The 16,859-nt window shown below is 74.5% G+C and carries 12 protein-coding genes; 3 read left to right on the forward strand and 9 right to left on the reverse strand.

The window, feature by feature from the left end:
* The first annotated feature begins 73 nt into the window (after positions 1-73).
* A complete protein-coding gene (locus PS271_RS26275; RefSeq protein ID WP_398385174.1) occupies positions 74-943 on the forward strand; it encodes an SDR family oxidoreductase in 870 nt (289 codons plus the stop codon).
* Positions 940-1,827 (forward strand): SDR family oxidoreductase, encoded by an 888-nt coding sequence (locus PS271_RS26280; RefSeq protein WP_398385175.1) that lies wholly within the window; start codon positions 940-942, stop codon positions 1,825-1,827. The genes PS271_RS26275 and PS271_RS26280 overlap by 4 nt, the downstream gene beginning before the upstream one ends.
* 53 nt (positions 1,828-1,880) lie before the next feature.
* Here the strand turns inward: PS271_RS26280 and PS271_RS26285 are convergent, their stop codons facing one another.
* The 4 genes from PS271_RS26285 to PS271_RS26300 form a co-directional block, all read right to left on the reverse strand.
* A complete protein-coding gene (locus tag PS271_RS26285; RefSeq protein WP_398385177.1) occupies positions 1,881-2,756 on the reverse strand; it encodes an ABC transporter permease in 876 nt (291 codons plus the stop codon).
* Positions 2,753-5,479: an alpha/beta fold hydrolase gene (locus tag PS271_RS26290; RefSeq protein ID WP_398385179.1), complete on the reverse strand. Its 2,727-nt coding sequence runs from the start codon at positions 5,477-5,479 to the stop codon at positions 2,753-2,755. Before PS271_RS26290 ends, PS271_RS26285 begins: the two co-directional genes overlap by 4 nt.
* Positions 5,480-5,539: 60 nt before the next feature.
* Positions 5,540-6,115 carry a DUF1697 domain-containing protein gene (locus PS271_RS26295; RefSeq protein WP_398385181.1) on the reverse strand — a complete coding sequence of 192 codons (576 nt, stop codon included), beginning with the start codon at positions 6,113-6,115 and terminating at the stop codon, positions 5,540-5,542.
* A gap of 70 nt (positions 6,116-6,185) precedes the next feature.
* A complete protein-coding gene (locus tag PS271_RS26300; RefSeq protein WP_398385182.1) occupies positions 6,186-7,100 on the reverse strand; it encodes a LysR family transcriptional regulator in 915 nt (304 codons plus the stop codon).
* Between the two features lie 137 nt (positions 7,101-7,237).
* On the opposite strand from PS271_RS26300, the gene PS271_RS26305 reads away from it, so the two are divergent.
* On the forward strand, positions 7,238-8,317 hold the full coding sequence (locus PS271_RS26305; protein ID WP_398385183.1) for a YncE family protein: 1,080 nt from the start codon (positions 7,238-7,240) through the stop codon (positions 8,315-8,317).
* An 88-nt stretch (positions 8,318-8,405) separates the two neighbouring features.
* Here PS271_RS26305 and PS271_RS26310 read toward each other — a convergent pair whose 3' ends face one another.
* From PS271_RS26310 to PS271_RS26330, 5 genes are all read right to left on the reverse strand, one after another.
* Positions 8,406-11,429, reverse strand: coding sequence for an alpha-mannosidase (locus PS271_RS26310; protein WP_398385185.1), 3,024 nt, complete (start codon positions 11,427-11,429; stop codon positions 8,406-8,408).
* Positions 11,430-11,480: 51 nt separating this feature from the next.
* On the reverse strand, positions 11,481-13,541 hold the full coding sequence (locus PS271_RS26315; RefSeq protein WP_398385187.1) for an endo-beta-N-acetylglucosaminidase: 2,061 nt from the start codon (positions 13,539-13,541) through the stop codon (positions 11,481-11,483).
* 167 nt (positions 13,542-13,708) lie between these two features.
* The gene (locus PS271_RS26320; RefSeq protein ID WP_398385188.1) at positions 13,709-14,944 is read right to left on the reverse strand and encodes a glycoside hydrolase 5 family protein; all 1,236 of its coding nucleotides are present in this window, start codon (positions 14,942-14,944) and stop codon (positions 13,709-13,711) included.
* Between the two features lie 46 nt (positions 14,945-14,990).
* Positions 14,991-15,902, reverse strand: a complete 912-nt coding sequence (locus tag PS271_RS26325) for a carbohydrate ABC transporter permease (RefSeq protein WP_398385189.1) — start codon at positions 15,900-15,902, stop codon at positions 14,991-14,993.
* The gene (locus PS271_RS26330) at positions 15,899-16,780 is read right to left on the reverse strand and encodes a carbohydrate ABC transporter permease (RefSeq protein ID WP_398385191.1); all 882 of its coding nucleotides are present in this window, start codon (positions 16,778-16,780) and stop codon (positions 15,899-15,901) included. The genes PS271_RS26325 and PS271_RS26330 overlap by 4 nt, the downstream gene beginning before the upstream one ends.
* Between the last annotated feature and the right edge of the window lie 79 nt (positions 16,781-16,859).

Genomic DNA, 16,859 nt, shown 5'->3' on the forward strand with positions numbered 1-16,859 from the left:
CCACCAAACGTTTGTTAGGTAGTTGCCGTGGTCCGACGGTAGCAGCGGACGACCCGCCGCGGGAGGTGGCACCATGCCGGCCGGTACGGAGCGCACGAGGGGTACGGGAGGTACGGGGGCGCGCACCGTCGTCGTCACCGGTGGCACGCGCGGCGTGGGCGCGGGCATCGCGCGGGCCTTCCTGCGCACCGGAGCCCGCGTCGTCGTCTGTGCCCGCCGGCCGCCGGAGCGGCCCGTCACCGCCGCCGGGCGCACGGCCCGCCACCTGCCCGCGGACCTGCGCGACCCGGCCGCCGTCACCGCCCTCTTCGACCGCGTGGCCGCGGAGTACGGGCGGCTCGACGTCCTCGTGAACAACGCGGGCGGCACGCCCTTCCGGCCGCTGGCCGACGCCGGCGCGGACCGGCACGCCCGCGTCCTCGCCCTCAACCTCGTCGCACCGCTGACCGCGTCGCTCGCCGCGTACCCGCTGATGCGCGAACAGCCCGGCGGCTGCATCCTGATGGTCGGCAGCGTCAGCGGCACCCGGCCCTCGCCCGGCACCGCCGCCTACGGAGCGGCGAAGGCCGGGCTGCACAGCCTCGCGGCCACCATGGCCGTCGAATGGGCACCGGCCGTCCGCGTCAACACCCTCGTCCCCGGCCTGGTGCGCACGGAGGCCGCCCGCCGCCACTACGGGGACGCGGAGGGGCTCGCCGCGGTCGCCCGCACCGTCCCCGCAGGGCGGCTCGCCGAGCCCGACGAGATCGGCGCCGCCGCCGTCTTCCTCGCCTCCGCCGACGCCGCCCACATCACCGGGGCCGAACTGCTCGTCCACGGTGGCGGGGAACGCCCGGCCTTCCTCGCCGCCGCCACTGCCGACCATGACGCCGACCACGACGTCGACCACGACGTCGACCACGACGCCGAACACGTCGTCCACCACGAGGAGCCGCCGGCATGAGCGGAATCTGCACCGGGCGCGTCGCCGCCGTCACCGGAGCCGGCCGCGGCCTGGGCCGGGCGCACGCCCTCGCCTTCGCGGCGGAGGGGGCGCGGGTCGTCGTGAACGACGTGTGGTCCTCGTCCGGCGAGGCGCGCGCCGTCGTGGCGGAGATCCGCCGCCGGGGCGGCGAAGCCGTCCTGCACACCGGCGACGTCTCCACGGAGGAGGGCGCGTCCTCCCTCGTCGCCGCGGCCCTCGGCGCCTACGGGCGGCTTGACACGCTCGTCAACAACGCCGGCATCCTGCGCGACCGGATGCTCGTCAGCCTCGGCGAGGACGACTGGGACGCCGTCGTCGCCGTCCACCTCAAAGGCCACTTCCTGCCGCTGCGGCACGCCGCCGCGCACTGGCGCGCGGAGCACAAGGCCGGGCGGACGCCGCAGGCGCGCGTCGTCAACACCACGTCCGGGGCCGGGCTGCTCGGCAGCGTCGGGCAGGCCAACTACGCCGCCGCGAAGGCGGGCGTCGTCGCCCTGACCCTCGTCGCCGCCGCCGAACTGGGACGCTACGGCGTCCAGGTCAACGCCGTCGCCCCCGCCGCCCGCACCCGGATGACCGAGCGGGTGTTCGCGCAGGCCATGGCCGCGCCCGCAGCCGGCTTCGACGCCATGGCCCCCGCCAACGTCTCCCCGCTCGTCGTCTGGCTCGGCTCGGCCGGCGCGGCCGGGGTCACCGGCCAGGTCTTCGCCGCGGAGGGCGGCCGCATCACCGTCATGGAGGGCTGGCACCCGGGCCCGGTCGCCGACAAGGGCGACCGCTGGACCCCGGCGGAGGCGGGCGAGGCGGTACGGGGCCTGCTGAGGGGAGTGCGGAAGCCGGGGGAGGTGTACGGGGCGGGGTAGCTCTCAGGGGGAGGGGGCCCGGGTGCTCGCCCCCTACGACCAGCCGGCCCCCCCTACGACACCACGTCCTTCCCCCGGAAGTGCCGGAACGCCAGGGCGAACAGCACCAGCGCGTACGCCACCGACACCGCCGTCCCCTTCACCATCCCGCCCCACTCCAGCCGCGGCTGCAACGCGTCCGCCCACGCGAACTGCCAGTGCGCCGGCAGGAAGTCCCGCCAGTGCCCCAGCGCCGTCACCGCGTCCAGGACGTTCCCCACGATCGTCAGGCCGACCGCACCGCCCACCGCCCCCAGCGGCGCGTCCGTGACCGTCGACAGCCAGAACGCCAGACCGGCCGTCACCAGCTGCCCCACGAAGACGAAGGCGACGACGATCGCGAGCCGCCCCACGGCGGTGGTGCCCGGCAGCGAACCGCCCGTGGGGATCTGCAACGGCCCCCAGCCGTACGCGGCCGTGCCCGCGGCCAGCGCCACCACCGGCAGCAGCACCATCGCCGCCGCGCTGAACGCCAGCGCGACCGTCAGCTTGCTGACGAGGAGCCGCGTTCGCGGCACCGGCGCGGCCAGCAGGTAGCGCAGCGACGACCATCCGGCCTCCGACGCCACCGTGTCGCCGCAGAACAGCGCGACCGGCACCACCAGCAGGAAGCCCGCCGAGACGAACAGGCACGTCGCCGTGAAGTTCGCCCCGGACGCCGTCGCCGTGTCGATGAGCGTGATCCGCCCGTCGCGCCCGGCCGGCTGCCCGCCGATCGCGAACGCCGCGATCAGCACGAACGGCAGCGCCGCGAGCACCGCGCCGACCACCATCGTCCGGCGCCGCCGCAGCTGCCGCATCGCCTCCACGCGCAGGGGCAGCGTGTGCCGCGCCCGGTAGCCGGGAGCGGACTCGCCGGCCGCCTGCGCCTCGTTCACCGCAGCGCTCACGCCGGGCCTCCGATCAGGGTCAGGAACGCGTCCTCCAGGCGGCGGTGCGGACCCACGCGCGCCACCGGGACCTCCAGCCGGACCAGCTCGGCCAGCAGTTGCGGCGCGCTCGCGCCGTCGAGCCGCACCAGCAGGCCGTCCTCGGCCCGTACCGCCGACGCCACCCCCGGCAGCGCCGCCACCTTCTCCGCCGTCACCTCGGACACCTCGCCCTCCACGCCCACGAGCAGCGTGTCGCCCGAGCCGACGATGTCCGCGACGGGACCGGCGGTCACCAGCCGGCCGCGGTCCATGACGACCAGGTGGGAGCAGGTCTGCTCGACCTCGGAGAGGAGGTGGCTGGAGACGATGACGGTCCGGCCGGCCGCCGCGTAACGGGTCATCACCTCGCGCATCTCCCGGATCTGCGGCGGGTCCAGCCCGTTCGTCGGCTCGTCGAGGATCAGCAGGTCCGGCAGCCCCAGCATGGCCTGGGCGATCGCGAGCCGCTGCCGCATGCCCTGCGAGTACGTCCGCACGGCGCGCTCCAGGGCCGGGCCGAGCCCCGCGATCTCCAGCGCCTCGTCCAGGTGCGCGTCCTCGGCCGGCCGGCCCGTGGCCTGCCAGTACAGGTCGAGGTTGGCGCGCCCGGACAGGTGCGGCAGGAAGCCGGCGCCCTCCACGAACGCCCCCACCCGCGACAGCACCTGCGCACCCGGCCGCACCGCCTGCCCGAACACGCGGACCTCCCCGCCGTCCGGGCGGATGAGCCCCATGAGCATGCGCAGCGTCGTGGTCTTGCCGGCGCCGTTCGGCCCCAGCAGGCCCAGGACCTGACCGCGCTCGACCCGGAACGACAGGTCCCGCACGGCGTACCGGTCGGCGGACTTGGCGTACCGCTTGCTCAGCCCGGTGATCTGGAGCGGCACCCCGGCGAGGGCCGGGTCCGGCGCCGGGGCGGTCACCCGCCGGCGCCCGGTCAGCAGCAGGGCGGCCGCGACGACCGCACCGCCCAGCGGCAGCCCCCACGTCCACCACGGCAGCGCGGCCGAGGCCGTCCGCACGTCCGGCGCGGTCGGCACGCTCAGCCCGCCCTCCACGGAGACGCTGTACGTGGCGGGCGCCGCCGGGGAGGCGTAGCCCAGGTCGGTCGCGGCGAGGACGAGCCGCATCCGGTGCCCGGACTCGAAGGTGTGGTCGATCGCGGGCAGCCGCAGCTCCACCGTCCGGCCGCCCTTCGCGTCCGTCACGCGCACGGGCGCGACGAGCTGCGCGGGCAGCACCTGCTTCCCGTTCGGGCCGACGTCGTAGACCTTGGCGAACAGCACCGCCTCACCCGTGTCGGAGGCGACGTTCACCTTCACCGCGGGCGACCCCGTCACCCGGACGCCCTCGTCCAGGCGCTCCGAGTCGAAGCCGGCGTGCTGGCCGGGGAAGTCGAGCGACAGCCCCAGACCGAGCCCGGACAGCTGCGACGCCGCGGCCCCGACGCCGGGCACGGCCGAGATCGCCGGCGGCGCCGCCCCGGGCGGGTTGGCGAAGGTCTGCCGGCGCCCGGACAGCGCGACCGTCCGCGGGTCGTTCCGCAGGCCCGGGTAGCGCTCGCCGCTCGCGCCGCGCAACTGCGCTTTACCGTCGGTGGTGTCGATGCCGCCCGTCCTGCTGACCCGGAAGGCGGGCCCCGTGCCCACGCTCTCGTCGCCCTTGAGGTAGCGGTCGAACCACGCGCGCGTACGCTGCACGGTCCGGTCGGTCTCGCCGATGCCGGCGTCGTGGCCGCCGGCGATCCAGTCGACGGCGACCGGCGCGCCGTTGCGGCCGATCGCCCCGGCCGCCGCGTCGGCGTGGTCCAGGGGGAAGAGCGAGTCGGACTGGCCCTGGAAGAACAGCGTCGGCACCTTGATGCGGCCGGCGACCGCGGAGGGGCTGCGGCGCTCCAGCAGCTCGCGGGCCTGCTCATCCGGCTTGCCGGCCACCGCCACCCGCTCGTACATCTCGCACAGCTGCTTCTCGAACCGCCCGCAGCCGAGCTCCGCGGACGGGGACGCCTGCGCGCCGGCGCCCGGGACCGCGCCGGCCTTGCCGCCCGCGACAGGCCCCGGCGTCGCCGAGCCGGAGGTGAAGAAGATCCCCGTCCAGAGTTTCTTGAACACCCCGCCGGGGAAGAGCGCGTCGGCGAGGTTCCAGTACGTCGCCTGCGGGGCGATCGCGTCGACGCGCTTGTCGTGACCGGCCGCGAGCAGCGCGATCGCGCCGCCGTACGAGGCGCCCGCGATGCCCACCTTGGGGTCCTTGTCGCCGTCCAGCTCCACCTCGGGGCGTGTGGCCAGCCAGTCGAGCATCCGGCTCACGTCGGCGACCTCGTGGCCGGGGTCGTTGAGCCCGATCCGCCCCGTGGAGCGCCCGAAGCCGCGCGCGGACCACGTGAGCACCGCGTAGCCGGAGCGCGCCAGCTCCTCGGCCTGCCCGCGCAGGTCGTCCTTGCTGCCGCCGAAGCCGTGCGCGAGCAGGACGGCGGGCCTGCGGCCCGTGCCGCCCGCCGTGAAGAACGACGTGTCGATGCGCACGGAACCGCTGCCGCCGGGCGCCTCCGGCATCGGCATGAAGCGGTCCTCGCGGTGCACGGGCGGATCGCCGCCCGCGCCGGAGGCCGCGGCCCAGGTGCCGCCGCCGGCGAGCACGGCGGCCGCGGCGGCGGTGGCGGCGAGCCGTCGCCCGCGCAGGCGGGGAAAACGCAGCTTCATGCCCGCATGCTAAGCGGAGACCTCATCCGGCTGAGCCGCGGGCGGGTGGTTGCGCCGCGGTCATCCCCCGGCCGCGCCCGTCTCCTCCGTCTGCTGCATCTCCTGCGCCATGGCGGCCAGCTTGGTGACCGTGTTCCAGTTGCGCCCGGTGCCCGCCGTGCCCAGGCGGCGCTCCGTCAGCACCTTGGCGAGCTTCGCGTCGCGGATGCCCGCCGCGTAGTACACGTAGAGCTCGCGCCCGGCCAGGACGAACTCCTCCGGCGCGTACGCCGCCGGGTCGACGTCCGCCACGGCGGCGGGATCGGCGGGCCCGGCCAGGAACGTCACCACGTAGCGCGCGGGGTCGACCTCCCGCCCGGCGAACGGGTCGGCGTCGACGACACGGCGTATGTCGCCCGCTTCCCGCACCATGCACGTCACCGCGAAGCCCAGCTCGCGCTCGATCGCCCGCTCCAGCTCGCGGGCCAGTTCGTCCGGGTCCGGCCCGGGGTGCGTGAACACGGCGTTGCCGCTGTTGAGGTGGGTACGGACGGAGCCGCACCCCATGCCGGAGAGCAGCTCCCGCAAGGTCTGCATCGGAACGCGCTTCTTGCCGCCCACATTGATACCGCGCAGCAGCGCCACATACGTCGTCACACCGTCACCGTAGTCCGATGCGTATCACCGGGCTCAGGGCCCGCCTTGCGTTCTTCCGGGCCGTTGCTTCCTACAGGCTGTCACTCCCCATGCTGGAGGACGGGTCGAGGACCGAAGCCGCCAGGTGGTCGCGGAACCAGCGGTGCCCCGGGTCGGCCGCGTTGCGGGGGTGCCAGGCCATGCCGAGGTCGAGCGGTGCCAGGTCGAGGGGGATGGGGAAGGTGCGCAGCCCCAGTGCCGCGACCGTGCCCGGGAGCCAGCCGGCCAGGGTGAGGGAGACGAAGTCGGTGTCGCGGGCGAGGACCATCGCGCCCGTGTGGCTGGGGACGACGACCGCGACCCGGCGCCGCAGCCCGAGCTCCGCGAGCGCGCTGTCGATGGGGCCGAGGCGTTTGCCGAGACGCGAGATGCCGATGTGGCCGGCCGCGGCGAAGCGGCGGGCGTCGATCCGCCCCTCGAAGAGGGGGTGACCGCTGCGGGCGATGCCGACCAGGGGCATCCGGGCGAGGTGCCGGGTGCGGATCTCGGGGTCGAGGTGGCCGAGGACGCCGAGTTCGACGTCGACCGAGCCCTGCCGCAGCCCGGGGCCGCCCTCCAGCGCTTCCGAGAGGAAGACCACGTCCACGTGCGGGGCCTCCGCGTGGATCCGCTCGGTCAGGGTGCCGACCAGCCCGGCCAGGAGCAGGTCGCTGGTCTGCACGGTGAAGGTGCGCCGGAGGTGCGCGGGGTCGAAGCCGGCGCCGGGCCGCAGGACGTTGTCGCAGTCGCGCAGCAACGCGCTCACCTCCTCCCGGAGTTCCAGCGCGCGCGGGGTCGGGACCATGCCCTGGCCCGCACGGACCAGCAGGGGATCGCCGACGGCGCGGCGGAGCCGGGCCAGGGTGCGGCTGACCGCCGCGGGCGACGTGCCGAGGTGCTCGGCGGCACGGGTCACGCTGTTCTCCTGGAGCAGGGCGTCCAGGACTCGCAACAAGTTGAGATCCATTGGAACCATCCTGACCTGCATTTTTACGTTTGAGTCAATGACTTGGTGCCTATCTTTGCATTGTTCCGGGCTCTTCCTGCGCCGAGGGTGGAGACATCCGCGAAATCGTCTCGTTCACGTCGTTCAAGGAGCCCTTCATGTCCTCTGCGTCCTCCGCGCCGGCCGCCCAGCAGTCCCCGCGCGCCGGCCGGGAAGGCGACGTCCTGGCCGTGGTCAGCCAGGTCGGTGCGACCGTCTCGTTCTTCGACGCCGCCTCCGACCAGCGCCTCGGTGCCGTCGAAGTCATCCCCGAGCCCCACGAGTTGGTCTACGACCCGACGCAGCGGCTCCTGTGGTGCGTCACGACGTACCACTCGGGCCACTACGCCGAGAACACCGGCCGCCGCACCGAACTGACCGTCATCGACCCCGACGCGCGCCGCATCGTCGAGGTCATCGACCTCGCCCCCGAACACGGGCCGCACGGCCTCGCGCTGGACACCGCGCACCACCGCCTGTACGTCACCGTGGAGGCCTCGGCGGACCGGCCCGGCGGTGTCGTCGTGATCGACACGGACACCCGCCGCCCCCTCGGCAGGATCGGCCTCGACGCGCCCGTCCCGCACTGGTTCGCCGTCGGCCCGGAAGGCCGGACGGGGTACTCCACCAACAAGGAGACGCCGTTCGTGTCCGTCGTCGACCTCGAACAGCGCACCCTCACCGCGAGGATCGAGGTGCCGGGCAGCGAGGGTCTCGCCCTCTCCGCCGACGGCAGGCACCTCTTCGTCGCCGCGCCCTACGCCCGGCCCTTCGCCGCCACCGAGGAGCGGTCGCTCGCCGGGATCCGGGTCATCGACACCCGGACGGCCACCGTCGTGGACACGCTGCCCACCAAAGACGTCGTGATGCCCGTGCACGTCACGTCGACCGGAAAGCTGCTTGCCGGCGAACTGGACGGGGGGTTCGACCCGGAGTCCGGGATCCGCAACCATGCGGCGGGCCGGCTGCGGGTGTTCTCCGCCGGCACGCGCGAGGAACTGGGCGAGGTCGAGGTGGGCACCGTCCCGCTGACCATCAACTCGTCGCCCGACGGCCGGCTCGCCTACGTGTCCTGCGTCGTCTCCTCCACCGTCGACATCGTCGACCTGGAGACGATGCAGCGCCTGTCCCGGCTGGACCTCGGCAAGCTCGGCCTCTCCGGCGCCCACGGCCTGGCCTACATCCCGCGCCCGGCCTGACACCCCCCGGCGCCCCGAAGGGGCGCGGGGAACTGCGCGGCCGGCCACGACCCACCCGCAGATGGAATACCGCGCTCCCGCGAAGCGATTAGCCGCGCCGCCTCAGCCGCAGCGTGAGGATCTGGAACGGCCGCAGCGACAGCGGGACGGCGTCACCGTCCGCCGCCGCTGCGGCCAGCGGCCGCTCCAGGAGGTCGCACACCGACGCCGAAGCGAGCGGGAAGCCCGCCTCCAGGCGGGTGCGGGCCCGCCCGCCCCGGGACTCGTACAGCCGCACGACCACATCGCCGCTGCCGTCGTCCGCGAGCTTCACCGCGGAGACGACGACCGCCTCGTTCCCGACGCGGACCAGCGGCTGGACGGCGGTGCCGCCCGGCACCCGCCGCTCGGGCAGGTTGATGCGGTAGCCCTCGCGGACGGCGTCGCCGACGGACGCGCCCGGCACCAGCGCGTACCGGAAGCGGTGCGTTCCCTGGTCGGTGCGCGGGTCGGGGAAGCGCGGGGCCCGCAGGAGGGACAGCCGCACCGTCGTGGTCGTGCCCGTGCCGTCCGGGCGGACCGTGCGCGTCACGTCGTAGCCGTACGTCGAGTCGTTGACGACTGCCACGCCCCAGCCGGGCTCCTCCAGGTGGACGAACCGGTGCGCGCACGCCTCGAACTTGGCGGCGTCCCAGCTCGTGTTGGTGTGCGCCGGCCGGTACAGGTGGCCGAACTGGGTCTCCGCCGCCGTCCGGTCCGCGTGCACGTCCAGCGGGAACGCGGCCTTGAGGAACTTCTCCGTCTCGTGCCAGTCGACCTCCGTGGCGATGTCCAGCCGCCGCTCGCCCGCCGGCAGGGAGATCCGCTGCTCGACGCGCGAGGAGCCGAAGGCCCGCACCACGCGCACCGTCGTCCCGTCGTCCGCGAGCTCCACCGACTCGGCGTCCGTCAGGTCGGTCACCGTGTTCCGGTAGAAGTGGTCCACGTCCCAGGCGTCCCACATGTTCGGGAAGTCCTGGTGCAGTTGCAGCAGGTTGGCGGCAGCGCCCGGCGCGATCGTCTCCCGGTCCGCGGCCAGGTCGTACACCGACACGACCAGGCCCCTGCCGTCGATCTCGACGCGCAGCGCGCCGTCGGTGAGGACGAACCCGCCGCCGTCGCGCGGCTCCGGCTCCACGAGCCGCACCGGTCCGGTGGCGGCGGCCGCACCGAAGGCCGGCGCCTCCCCGCGCCCGTGCGGCGCCGCGTTGAACACCACCGTCCCGCCGTCGCCCGGGCCGTCGCCCGCCAGCGCCGCCAGCGCGCTCCCGACGATCTCCTCCAGCTCCGCCGCCACTGCCGCGTACGTCACCGCCGCCTCCCGGTGCACCCACGCGATCGACGTGCCCGGCAGGATGTCGTGGAACTGGTGCAGCAGCACCGTCTTCCAGATCCGGTCCAGCGCCTCGTACGGGTACGGGAAGCCCGCCCGCACGGCCGCCGTCGCCGCCCACAGCTCCGCCTCGTGCAGCAGGTGCTCCGCGCGCCGGTTGCCCTGCTTGGTGCGGGCCTGGCTGGTCAGCGTCGCCCGGTGCAGCTCCAGGTACAGCTCGCCCACCCACACCGGCGCCTGCGCGTACTCGGCGTGCGCCTTCTCGAAGAACGCCGACGGCTTCTCGAAGACCACCCGCGCCGAGCCCTCCAGATCCGCCAGCCGCTTCGCCCGCGCCAGCATCTCGCGCGTCGTGCCGCCGCCCCCGTCGCCCCAGCCCGTCGGCGCCAGCGAGCGGGTGGCCCCGCCCTTCTCCCGGAAGGTGCGGACCGCGTGCGCGAGCTCCCCGCCCGACAGCTGTGCGTTGTACGTGTCGATCGGCGGGAAGTGCGTGAAGACCCGGGTGCCGTCCAGGCCCTCCCACCAGAACGTGTGGTGCGGGAACTTGTTCGTCCGGTTCCACGAGATCTTCTGCGTCAGGAACCACTTGGCCCCCGCCAGCCGCACCAGCTGCGGCAGCGCGGCCGAGTAGCCGAAGGAGTCCGGCAGCCACACCTCCTCCGTCTCGATCCCGAACTCCTCCAGGAAGAAGCGCTTGCCGTGCACGAACTGCCGGGCCAGCGCCTCCGACCCCGGCATGTTCGTGTCCGACTCCACCCACATGCCGCCCACCGGCACGAAGCGGCCGTCCGCGACCGCCTTCTTCACCCGCGCGTACACCTCAGGCCGGTGCTCCTTGATCCACGCGAACTGCTGCGCCTGCGACATGGCGTAGACGAACCCCGGCTCGTCCTCCAGCAGCGCCGTCATGTTCGACGTCGTGCGGGCGACCTTGCGCACCGTCTCGCGCAGCGGCCACAGCCACGCCGAGTCGATGTGCGCGTGCCCGACCGCGCTGATCCGGTGCGCGGAGGCGTGGGCAGGCGCGGACAGCACCGCAGCGAGCCGCTCGCGCGCCCCCGCCGCCGTACCGCCGACGTCCTGGAGGTCGACCGCGTCCAGCGCGCGCTCGACGGCCCGCAGGATCTCCCAGCGGCGGGGCGCGTCCCCGGACAGCTCGGCCATCAGCCCCTCCAGCACCTCCAGGTCCTGGACCAGCTCCCACACCGTCCGGTCGAAGACGGCCAGGTCCATGCGCGCCAGCCGGTAGCGCGGCTCGCCGCCGGCCGTCTCCCGGTCGCCCAGCTCGGTCGGCACGAACGGGTGGTAGTCGAGGATCACCGGGTTGGACGACGCCTCCACGTGCAGCAGCACGTCCTCGCCGCCGGCCGCCCGCTCGGCGATCCGGACCCACTGGTTGCGCGGGTTGAGGCCCTTCACCGGTGAGCCGTCCGGCCGGTAGACCAGCCCCTCGCACTGGAAGCCCGGCATGTTCTCGTCGAACCCCAGGTCCAGCAGGGCCTCGACCGTCCGGCCCGCCCACTCCCGCGGCACGCTGCCCGTCACGGTGAACCAGCTCGTGCCCCACGGCGACCCCCAGGCCGCGCCCGCCTCGATCGGAACGCCCCCGGCGGCGATCCCCTCGGCCACCGGGACGGGCTCGCCGGGCGCGTGCCAGACGGTGACGGCGAGCGGCACCGACTCGGGGTACACGGCCGGACGGATGCGCTCGTCCAGCACGCGCTTCAGCCGGGCCTCGGTGATGGTGCGGTCGTTGTGCATCAGGTCGGTTCCTTAGGTCGGTTGCCTACCGGGGGTCGCTTGGTTGCCAGGTCACCAGCGGAAGGCGACGGAAGCGGGGGCGGACGCGGCGTACAGCTCGTCCACGGCGCGCACCTCGATCCGGGTGGCCGCCTCGCCGTCCGTACGACGCAGCGCCGGGACGTAGTAGGCATGCCCGCAGGTGCCGCCGAGGAAGCGGAAGCGCCCGCCGGGCAGCGCCTGACGCAGCTCGTACTGGCGTACCGCCGCGCCCGCCGGGGCGCCCCAGGCCAGGCGCAGCTCGGCCGTGCCGCCGGGCCCCACGTGTGACGCGGTGACCGCCGGGGCCACGGGCGGGGCGGGCGCCGCGGGGGCCGCGTCGCGCACCGCCAGGCGGCCCAGCCGCCAGCGCACCGCACCGCCGTCCGGTGCGGTGAGCCGGACGCCGAGCGCCCGGAGCCTCCGCCCCGCGCGGCCGCGCAGCTTCGCTCCGGCCCGCACCGTCGCGGTGGTCCAGCCGCGGCCGCCCGCGCGAAGGACACCGGCCGGGAGGTACGCGACGCCGCCGCCGTCCACGGCGACCACCAGCTCGACGCGCACCGCCGCCGAACCGGGGTCCGTACGGTGGGCCAGCTCCACGACCGTGGCGTCCGAGAACGGCAGCCGGGCCTCGTACAGCCCGACCTCCGCCGGGGCAGTGAGCTCGCCCGCGACCAGGAGGCTGCTGCCGCCCCGCCAGGCGTCGTCGAAGGCGAAGCCGACGGCCGGCCGCGGGCCCGCCGTACGGATCACCCAGCGCCGGCCCGGCAGCCGGTCCTGGAGCCCCAGGTGGTGCCACGGGGATTCGCCCGTACGCCGGCCCTTCTCGTACCAGCCCAGGCCGTGACCGGTGTTGAAGGTCGTGGCGAACGGCAGGGCGGTGAGCGTGGACCGGTCCGCGACGGACGCGGCCGGCGGCCGCCACGGGCCCGCCTCCGGCGCCGCGGGATCCAGCCGCTGACCGGACCAGAAGCGGTCGTCGCGCGCGTGGAAGGCGGCCGGGCCGCGGGCCCCGGCGGGCAGGCTCGTCCAGGTCCACTCCGGGCGGTAGAAGCCGTACGAGGTGACGTGCGGGCCCGCCGCCGGGGCGACGGCGTCCCAGTCCACGGAGGTGTCCCAGCCGCGCGCCTCGACGTCGATCCCGGCCCACAGCTCGTACGGGCCGCGACTCATGCTCCGCGCGAGATCGGCGGAGGAGACGAGGCCCTCCCGGCCCCAGTTGAAGTTCAGGAACATCGAGCTCGCGGCGCGGAAGAACGGCGCGTTGCTGTCGTTCAGCCGGTTCTGCCAGTCGATGCCGCCGGAGACGACCATGGCGTCGTACCAGGTGACGCGGAGGTCCGCGCCCCGCGCCTTGCCGCGTGCCGCGCCCCGCGTCCGGAGGTACGCGATGAAGTCGCGCATGTCCGCGCCGAGACGGGCGTCGCCGCCGCCGGTCTCGGCGTTGACGAACCAGCCGTCGAAGCCGTACGCCCGCGCCACCCGGACCAGCTGGTCGGCCAGCGGGAACCCGCCGTCCGGGCCGCGCCGCACCAGGTCCCGCGTCCACTGCAACTGCCCGCCGTACGCCGCCGGCGGCAGGAACACCGTGCCGAGCACGGGCACGCCGTTGCGGTGGGCCGCGTCCACGACGGGCGCGTTGGGCGCCAGGATCAGCCCCTCGCCCGAGGAACCGCCCCAGAAGACCAGCTCGTCGAGGTAGGCCCAGTGGGTCAGCGCGTAGAAGTCGGCCGTCGGCGCGCCCTGGGAGGGGTTCCCGGAGGTGTGGGCGAACGCGGCGAGCGCGCTGACGCGGGCCTGGCCGGCGCGGGCGGTGGCGTTGGGCGGCGGGGGAGCGAAGCGCGCGGCGAGCGGCACGGTCGCCCGGTTGAACGGTAAGCCGGGGTCCTTGGCGGGATCCCAGGCGGCGAGGCTGCGCCGGACGACCCCGGGCGCGGGCGAGCCGGCCGGCAGGCTGTCGGGGAACCAGTAGGAGGCGTACGGCTGGAGGGCGGGGGAGGGGGCGTCGGCGGCCGCGACGCGCCCGGCGGACAGGGCGACGGCGGCGAGGCCGGCGGCGCCGGTGGCTAAAGCCTTTCGGCGGGTGACGTTCATGGTGACTCCTCTTCTTTCAAGCCGTCCGGGGGCACATCTGGAGGAGGCGCACTACTAAGCGGTCTTGCCGAAGTACGGTGCGGGTCCGTGCCCCGAAGGGGCGCGGGAAACTGCGCGACCAGCCCCCACCGGCCCGCAGATGACGCACTCCACTTCCCACGGAGCGCTTAGGGCACCTGATCGACCGCGATCACTTCCGTGATGCCCCGCGCAGCCAGATGCGCCGCGTCCCCGGCCCGCTGGGCCAGCACCACCGCCGGCCGCCCGCCGCCGGAGGCGACCCGCATCCACGCCTCGAAGAACGCCCCGCCCGGCGCGCACACGGCCCGCCCCGGCGCGTCCTCGGTGTCGCCCGCGTCCAGGACCAGGGCCGTCCGCCGCGGCGCGGGGCCGCCGTGGCCGTCCCGGTGCTCCCGGGCGAGGCGTGCGAACACCTCCCCGGCCGGCTTGACCTCGCGGTCGTTGGTGAGCAGCCCCAGCCCGTACTCCAGCTCCGGGAAGTCCGCGAGGGCGCGGTCGACGTCGTGGGAGCACCACCACGTGATGCCCCAGAGGCCGGGGCAGTCCAGCGCGTGGCGGACGGTCGCCTCCGTGAACGCCGCGGCGCGGCCGGGCGGGAGGTGCGGGGCGGGCGCGCCGGTCTCCTGGAGCCATACGGGGCGGGCGGGGTCGGCGGCCCAGGCCTTGGACAGCTCGATGAGGTAGGCGGCGAGGTGCTCGGCCGCGCCGCTCGGGCCGTGGCGCTGCGCGGTGCCGTTGAAGACCCAGGAGTGCACTGCGGTCATGGCCCCGAGCCGTGCCGAGTGCGCGGGCGTGAAGGGGTGCTCGCCGTCGTGGAAGGCGGCGTCGTACGAGGCGTGCAGGTGGGTCTTGCCGGGCGCGCCCTCCTCGCAGGCCGCGAGCATGCGGCGCAGCCAGCGGCCGGCCTGGGCGGGGCTGACGCGGTCGGGGTCGGGGTGGGGCGGCCCCGAGAACTGGTTGAACTCGTTGCCGACCGTCATGCCGAGGAAGTTGGGCCGCCCGGCGAGCGCGCCGGCGAGCTCGGTGAGGAGGCGGGCCTGCGCGTCGACGACGTCCGGGTCGGTGAAGAGGCTGCGGCGGTGCCAGGTCGTGGTCCAGGACGGGACGAAGTCGAAGCTGGACAGGTGCCCCTGGAGCCCGTCCACGTTGACGTCGAGCCCGCGTTCGCCGGCCGCGTCCACCAGGCTCACGAGCTGCTCGACGGCGCGCGGCCGGATCATGGTGCGGTTGGGCTGGAAGAGCGGCCAGAGGGGGAAGACGCGGATGTGGTCGAGGCCGAGCGCCGCTATGGAGTCCAGGTCGGCGCGGACGTCGTCCAGGTCGAAGTCGAGCCAGTGGTGGAACCAGCCGCGGGCGGGGGTGTAGTTGACGCCGAAGCGCATGGGGCGGGGGTGTCCCTTCTGCTACGGGTGTCGTGGACGGGAGGTGTCAGCCCTTGACGGCGCCCTCCCCGACGCCGCGGAAGAAGTACCGCTGGAGGCACGCGAACATCACGACGAGCGGGGCGACGGCGATGACCGTGCCGGCGGCGACCAGCCGCGGATCCTGCTGGAAGGTGCCGTGCAGGTAGTTCAGGCCGACGGTGAGCGTGAAGCGGTCCGGGCCGGACAGCACGATCAGCGGCCACAGGAAGTCGTCCCACGCCCCCATGAAGGAGAAGACCGCGACGACGGCGAGCGTGCCCCGTACGGACGGCAGCGCGATCCGCACGAACCGCTGCCACACGTTCGCGCCGTCGATGACGGCCGCCTCCTCGATCTCGTAGGGCAGGTTGGAGAAGGCGTTCCGCATCAGCAGGACGTTGAGCGCGCCGACCGCGCCGGGCAGGACGACGGCCACGAGCGTGTTGTTGAGCTCCAGGTCGCGCATCATCGTGAACTGGGCGACGACGATGGACTCCAGCGGCACCAGCACCGCCGCCACGAACGCCAGCCCCGCCGCCCCGCGCCCGCGGAACCGCAGCCGGGCGAGCGCGTAACCGGCCGCCGAGGCGCCGGCGAGGTTGGTGAGGACGCTCGCGACGGCGACCTTGAGGGAGTTCAGGGCGTAGTCCCACACGGGGATGATGTCCGCGACCGCGGCGTAGTTGTGGGCGGTCGGGTGGGACGGCAGGAAGCGGGGCGGGGCGGTGTAGACGTCCTCGGTGGTGCTCTTGAGGGACGTCGACAGCTGCCAGAGGAACGGGCCGACCGTCAGCGCCAGCACGGCGAGGAGGAGGACGTAGCGCAGGACCTTCTCGCCGGTGGAGGCCTTCCGCCCCGTGGGGGCATTCTGCGCGGCGGAGGCTTTCTGCGCGGCGGAGGCTTTATGCGCGCGCGGGGCGTGCGGCGTACGGCTCATGCGTTCTCCCCCCTCCGGCCGGCGCGCAGCACCAGCAGCATCAGCAGCAGGGCGACGGCGAAGACCACCAGCGAGAGCGCCGAGGAGTAGCCCACCCGGCCGTTGAGGCCCGTACCGGTGCGCTGGACGAGCATGACGAGCGTGGTGTCCTGCCCGGCCGGCCCGCCGGTGGGGCCCGCCAGGAGGAAGACCTCGGAGAAGACCTTGAAGGCGGCCACCGACGACAGGGCGCCGACCAGGACCATCGTCGAGCGCACGGCGGGCACGGTCACGGCGGTGAAGCGCCGCAGCGCGCCCGCGCCGTCGACGGCCGCCGCCTCGTACAGCTCGCGCGGCACGTGCGCCAGCGCCGCCAGGTAGATGACCATGTAGTAGCCGAGGCCCTTCCAGACCGTCAGGGCCATCGCGCTGAACAGCAGCAGCCACTCGTCGCCGAGGAAGGCGAACGGCCCGGCCCCGAGCACCCGCAGGATGCCGTTGACCAGGCCCCGGTCGTCGAGCATCCACCCCCAGATCAGGGCCACCACGACGCTGGAGGCCACGACGGGCGTGTAGAACGCGGACCGGAAGAACGCGACGCCCGGGAGCCGCTTCTGCACCAGGAGCGCGAGCAGCAGCGGCAGCAGCACGGTGAAGGGCACGACGAGGACCACGTACAGGCCGCTGTTGCGCAGCGCGACCCAGAACTGCTCGTCGTGCGCCATGTCGCGGAAGTTGCGCAGACCCACCCACGTGCCGGGCGTGAGGGTGCGGGCGTCGGTGAAGGCCTTGTGGAGCGTGGTGAGGAAGGGGTAGAGGCTGAAGGCGGTGACGGTGGCGAGGCCGGGCAGCAGGAAGAGCCAGGGGCTGGCGGGCCGGTGCGTACGGATGGGCTTCACCCGCGTAGGGGCGGGTTTTACCGGCGTACGGATGGGCTTTGCCGGCGTGCGGAAGGGCACTGCTCGCGTACGTACGTGC

The sequence above is a fragment of the Streptomyces sp. SCA2-17 genome (assembly GCF_044336695.1).

Excerpts from the sequence above, each read along its gene's own strand:
- PS271_RS26300 (WP_398385182.1), bottom strand. The coding sequence starts at position 7,100 with ATGGATCTCAACTTGTTGCGAGTCCTGGACGCCCTGCTCCAGGAGAAC.
- PS271_RS26310 (WP_398385185.1), bottom strand. The coding sequence starts at position 11,429 with ATGCACAACGACCGCACCATCACCGAGGCCCGGCTGAAGCGCGTGCTG.
- PS271_RS26290 (WP_398385179.1), bottom strand. The coding sequence starts at position 5,479 with ATGAAGCTGCGTTTTCCCCGCCTGCGCGGGCGACGGCTCGCCGCCACC.
- PS271_RS26280 (WP_398385175.1), top strand. The coding sequence starts at position 940 with ATGAGCGGAATCTGCACCGGGCGCGTCGCCGCCGTCACCGGAGCCGGC.
- PS271_RS26315 (WP_398385187.1), bottom strand. The coding sequence starts at position 13,541 with ATGAACGTCACCCGCCGAAAGGCTTTAGCCACCGGCGCCGCCGGCCTC.
- PS271_RS26325 (WP_398385189.1), bottom strand. The coding sequence starts at position 15,902 with ATGAGCCGTACGCCGCACGCCCCGCGCGCGCATAAAGCCTCCGCCGCG.
- PS271_RS26275 (WP_398385174.1), top strand. The coding sequence starts at position 74 with ATGCCGGCCGGTACGGAGCGCACGAGGGGTACGGGAGGTACGGGGGCG.
- PS271_RS26305 (WP_398385183.1), top strand. The coding sequence starts at position 7,238 with ATGTCCTCTGCGTCCTCCGCGCCGGCCGCCCAGCAGTCCCCGCGCGCC.
- PS271_RS26320 (WP_398385188.1), bottom strand. The coding sequence starts at position 14,944 with ATGCGCTTCGGCGTCAACTACACCCCCGCCCGCGGCTGGTTCCACCAC.